The organism is Bradyrhizobium elkanii WSM2783, assembly GCF_000472865.1.
GTDB lineage: Bacteria > Pseudomonadota > Alphaproteobacteria > Rhizobiales > Xanthobacteraceae > Bradyrhizobium > Bradyrhizobium elkanii_A.
Window position 1 is genome coordinate 1 of the sequence record NZ_AXAP01000182.1, and the last position, 5,223, is coordinate 5,223.

The following is a 5,223-nucleotide window of genomic DNA, read 5'->3' on the forward strand; positions in this document are numbered from 1 at the left end:
CGATACGCTTCGGCATTGTTATACCGAAGGACAGCGGGCTGTTCTTTGCATCATCGCAGGCGAGATCAAGCACCACGGCGTATGCGATTTGCCGATCGACAAAATAGCCGCGCTTGCCGGCGTCTGCCGGACCACCGTCCAAACCACTTTGCATGAAGGCCGCCGGCTGTTCCATCTCAAGGTCACCGAGCGTCCGATGCGAGGCCGCAAGAGCCTCACCAATCTGGTGGAAATTATCTCGACGGAATGGCGAGCCTGGATTTCACGCGCACCGTCAGACCATCGCCCGAGAGGGTCCAATTCTGTGAAAATGGCGAGCACCACGAAGAACACAGAAAGAAGAAAGGAAGAGGCTTTCCGAGTAACTCGTGGCGATTGCTATCAAGAAAACGAGCCCCAAACTCGGGGGCTTGCACAGAGAAGGATTGGAAATGCCAACGCGTGCACCGCGTTCAGGGTCGACCAGCGTCCCAAGCGCGAATAGACCAACGCGAGAGACGCGTCTCCGGGGCGAAGCGTCCAGAATGTACGTCTCTGGGATGTGTTGTTGATCCGGCCTTCGGTTGACGGACATCGGCTTGCTTTATGGCGGATTCCTTGTGGGTCCTTCCAGCAGCTGAGCGTATCGCGGGTAGTTCGCATCCCGGCATCTCGGTAGCTGGACGTTGAAAAAGTTAGGGTGACAGAGTTGACACGGTTGACATCGCTGGTTGACAAACCCACCAGATTGCGTGGAGCCTGCGTAGGCCCACGCTAATCTTCGCAAATTGCGAATATAGTTGCGCGAGCGCTGGCGTCCTCCATGTTCTCAGAGAGCGCATGCCGGAATGGATCTCTCTGCAAGGGCTCCGCTGACCGCCTTACCGTTCAAGCCGCCAATTGGCGCTTTGCTCCCGGCTCACAATGGCGCCATCAGATCGCACGTAGCGAAGACGGCTGCCGTGTTCGACCGACAACCAAGGTTGCTTTCGGGACACTTGGGTTTTGAAGCTTGGTTCTCGACCGGTCGCTAAATTTCGCAGACTGAGGTTTCTTACATACTCGAAGCAAGCCCTCAATTGAGGGCCTGCAACCCGAGGTTCAGATGGGGGTGGTCAAATCTCTGGCTTAGTTTGATCGCGGACCGGGCTCCCTGGTTCATGCGCAAAATCCAGGAATTAAATACTAAAAGCCACTGGTCGAGTCGCTGATGTCGGGAGGGGTGGGGGGTAGTCAATTCCTCAGCGCCTCTCGCCCCCGCGGACCGGCCCCACATTCACTCAGGGATTTTTTTCATTCAGCCAGAATTTTACTCCTAGCTAGCAAGGCGTGCCACCGCTTCTTGAGAAACAAGGGTCGATATCTCAAGCGCTTATGCCGAGCTCAAAAGCCTCTAAGTCAGGCGCCTCTAGCGCGACCGAGCATTTATTTTCAGGAGCCCGGAAGCGGGTTGAGAATGCGGAAATAACCCTGTGATTGTGATCTAAATCACCAAGAGCTTCCGTGCTGGCATGGCAGCATTTGATTGGAGCATTGAGTAACGAAGTATTCTAACCCGTGGGGCCAATGGAGGTTGAGATGTCTTCCAGTATCTCGAGAAAAAGCGGTCATCGGTGTGATTTTGTGCACCACTAGGATGCTTGCGACGAGATGCAACCGCGGTCTGTGATTTAGGTTCTCCCAACAGGAGGATACGTCCGTACCTGGTGGTCGCAGCTTCCTAACGTAGCGGACGTGGCGAAATAAGGTCTTCACGGTCCCTGGGATCGCCGCGTGTGCGGCCCGCTCGACCCCAATAGGTGCGGTGGGGCCGCGTTCTGTCAGTGCGAGTGACGGCATATGGAAGGTGCGCGATATGTTCGGCGCCTTGTTACTCTTCCGAGACGCCATCGCGATTTTGAACGTGCTGGCGATTTGTCTGGGAGCCGGCTCGGCCTTTGCGCAGGGGCCCTACAACGACCCAAACACTGCTGAAGGCTGGGCGCTGTCTCAGCTTAAGCAGGGCGATACTGCCGACTTCAACAAGCGATGTGACACACCCGTGCTCGACTCGGAGGATGAAAATGATTCGCGTTGGCAGGATGACTGCCGCAAGCTCTCCGGCCGCTTTCTGCAAGACCTGTTGACGCAGACGCCGTGGCGCGAGGCGATATCCTTTGTGGGAGTTCAGATTAATGGTGCCCGAATCGTCGGCGATATCAATCTCGAAAACGCGAAGCTCATTCGGTCGATCTCGATTCTCAACAGCCGGATCGAGGGCCACATCAATCTAATCCGCGCACGGACAGACAGTTCGATTTCGCTGGAAGGCTCGCTGATGAATAACCGCCTCGAGGCCGACGGTTTGCATTCGGAGAGCGATCTGCTTTTCAATGCCAGCGTTTTCAAAAGTGGGATAGATCTTAACGGCGCCAAAACCGATGGAGACATTCGTTTCACGGGAGCCCGGCTCGACGGCAGGCTGGGGGCGAGCCAGGTGCACATTGGCGGCAATCTGTTCTTGAATTCCGACCAACAGAACAAGGCCAGCTTCAACGAAGTTGACATTTCCGATGCGAAGGTCGCTGCACAAGTCAACATGCTTGGCGCAAGCTTCAACGGCCCTCTGAACGCCGGCCTACTGAAAGTCGGCGGCAATCTGTTTGCGCCATCCAGTAACCAGGACAAAACAAAGTTTCGCGATGTATTTCTGATCGGCGCCGAAATCATGGGACAAGTCAGCTTTGTCGGCGCGAGGTTCGACGGCACGCTGGCGGCCAGCTTGCTGCAAGTCGGTGGCACACTTTACATGGGATCCGATGCGCAGAACAAAGCCAGCTTCAAGGAAGTCAATCTGACTGGATCAAAGGTCGCAGGAAATGTCATCATGGCCGGGGCGAGTCTCGATGGCGCGCTGGAGGCCAGTTTGCTGCAGGTCGGCGGCACACTATCGATGGCATCTAACGCGCAGAACAAGGCCAGCTTCAAGGATATAAGTCTGACGAGCGCTAAGGTCACCGGAGATATCTCCATGATAGGCGCCAGCCTGGCGGGCAAGCTGAACGCCTCCTCTCTGGAAGTCAACGGCAGTTTGTCCATGCAATCCGCCGACGAAAACCAATCCAGCTTCAACAATGTGAATTTGACTGGGGCGGTCATCAAGGGTCAGCTCAACATGAGCGGCGCTAGTTTCGACGGTGAATTAGATGCTGAAACCATGCATGTCGACGGCAATCTGTTGATGCAGTTCGACCGCTTCAAGCCCAGTTTCAAAAAGGTTGATCTGAACGGGGCGAAGGTCGCGGGAAATATCTCCATGATCGGCGCCAGTCTCGATGGCGCGCTGGTTGCCGGCTTGCTGCAAGTCGACGGCAATCTGTTGATGGGATCACTATTCGAATACAAATCCAACTTCAAAGCGGTGTTTCTGCCAAGTGCAGTGATTAAGGGACAGTTCAACATGTCCGGCGCAAGTTTCGACCGCGCGCTGAACTTGATCTCCTTGCAGGTCGGGGGCGATCTAATCATGACTGACGCCCGCTATTCCGATGAGGTCGACATGTCCTTTGCGCGCGTTGGTCGCGATCTTGATCTGCGCAGGGCCGGTCTGGGCAACCTTGACCTGTCGGGTGCATCAATTGCCGGCGCGTTACAACTTGGTGGAGCGCACGAATCCGCTGATTGGAAGGTAAGCCACGAAACTTCCGGCGTCCTAAATCTACGCAATGCGCATGCTGGCAATCTTGTGGACGCGGAGAAGGGCACCTGGCCAGCAAAGGGGCAACTGCGTCTCGTTGGGTTCACTTTCGGTCATCTTGACGAAAGCAGTGGACCCGAAACGCGCAGGCGGGAAGTCGGGTTGTGGGACAATTGGGTCAGGCTCGATCCCAGGTACAGCCCGACTCCCTACGCCCAACTCGCCGCGGCATTCACGAATTCAGGCGACCGGGACGCGGCCGAAGATATTCGCTATCTTGGCCGCGAGCGCCAACGCGAGGCCGCGTGCAAGGCGACATGGCTGCGGGGCTCCTGCTTCTTACAGACTGTGCTCGGCTCCGTGGCTGGTTACGGTATTGGCACCTACACTTTTAAAGTTGTGCCTTGGGTGCTTCTATTCTGGCTAGCCGGCGCGTCGCTCCTCTGGTGGACCGTTCCGGCGGCGAAGCATAACGGAGCAGTTTGGTGCCTTTGCGCCAGTCTCGCGCAGTTGTTGCCCGTGATCACAATCAACAAGGAACTGACCGCGTTCTTCGACGACCCCGAGCGTGCGCGCATGAAAGGTTGGCAAGTCTTCGCGTTCTCTGCCCTCGGCCTTGTTGGTCTGGCATTGGGCACGATCTTGCTTGTTGCAATCTCAGGGCTCACCCACAGTGCCTAAAGCGCATTGCCTTTGACTTTCATCGAATCTCGTCGGATTGCGCTGCTGATCTATTCAATGCGTCCTTTGCGGGCTCCTTCGCTCGCTCGACGCTCCGAATGACCCCCATTGCGCAAGACGACGTGCTCGCAAACGGCAATATCTCCTTGTGGGAACATGGCCGACATGTGTGCCGCGTGGGCCACCGACTCATCGGTCATCGACTGACTTCTTTCATAACTTCTCATATCCGAATGACGTCCGATGTTGGGGAGAAACCGGACGTGCTGCCGGTTCGAACCATCGTCCGTTAGTGACCCCTTCCGGACCTTCGGCTCGGTTTTGGCGGTGGCCGGCCCAGCGCCGCTTTCCCGCCGGGGCAGGAGGGCGTATCCTATTGACGGTCGCTGAGGCGATCGGCACCTTCTGGCTCCCCTTCGCGGGTTGCTGAATGTGGAGTTGTTCTTCCATTCCATTGAAGGGGCATCGTCAGGTCAAAGTGCGGGCTTACTAACGGCAGTTCAGAAACCAGCGGTAATGCCGGTCACCTCGGCCCTGACCTGAAAGGCGTGAGTTCGGGCCTTACCTGATACTGATGGAGGATGGACCATGATGATCAACGAGATTTCCGGCGTGAAGATTCCCGACAGCCAATTGGCGCGGGAAGCAACGCAGTTCATTCGCGACACCGAGAGCGACCTTCTGTTTCAGCACTCCACGCGCGTCTATTTCTGGGGCGCCCTGGCCGGGAAGCGGAAGGGGCTGACCTTCGATCCGGAGCTGCTGTACACGGCGACCATGTTCCATGATGTCGGCCTGACCTCCGGCTTCCGGGAAAGTCGGCTGCGCTTCGAGGTGGACGGCGCGAATGCGGCGCGCGACTTCCTGCGAAGCCACGGCATCTCGGA

At 56.8% G+C, this 5,223-nt stretch carries 3 protein-coding genes; all 3 read left to right on the forward strand.

Annotated features, from left to right (window positions below; all coding sequences use genetic code 11):
• A partial coding sequence (locus YY7_RS62495; protein ID WP_196237466.1) for a hypothetical protein occupies nucleotides 1-484 on the forward strand: 484 nt, incomplete at its 5' end.
• Between the two features lie 1,341 nt (nucleotides 485-1,825).
• Entirely contained in the window at nucleotides 1,826-4,336 is a 2,511-nt protein-coding gene (locus YY7_RS0149420; RefSeq protein WP_155255690.1) for a hypothetical protein, read from the forward strand.
• 591 nt (nucleotides 4,337-4,927) lie between these two features.
• The coding region (locus tag YY7_RS0149425; protein WP_028169377.1) for an HD domain-containing protein at nucleotides 4,928-5,223 on the forward strand (296 nt) is incomplete at its 3' end.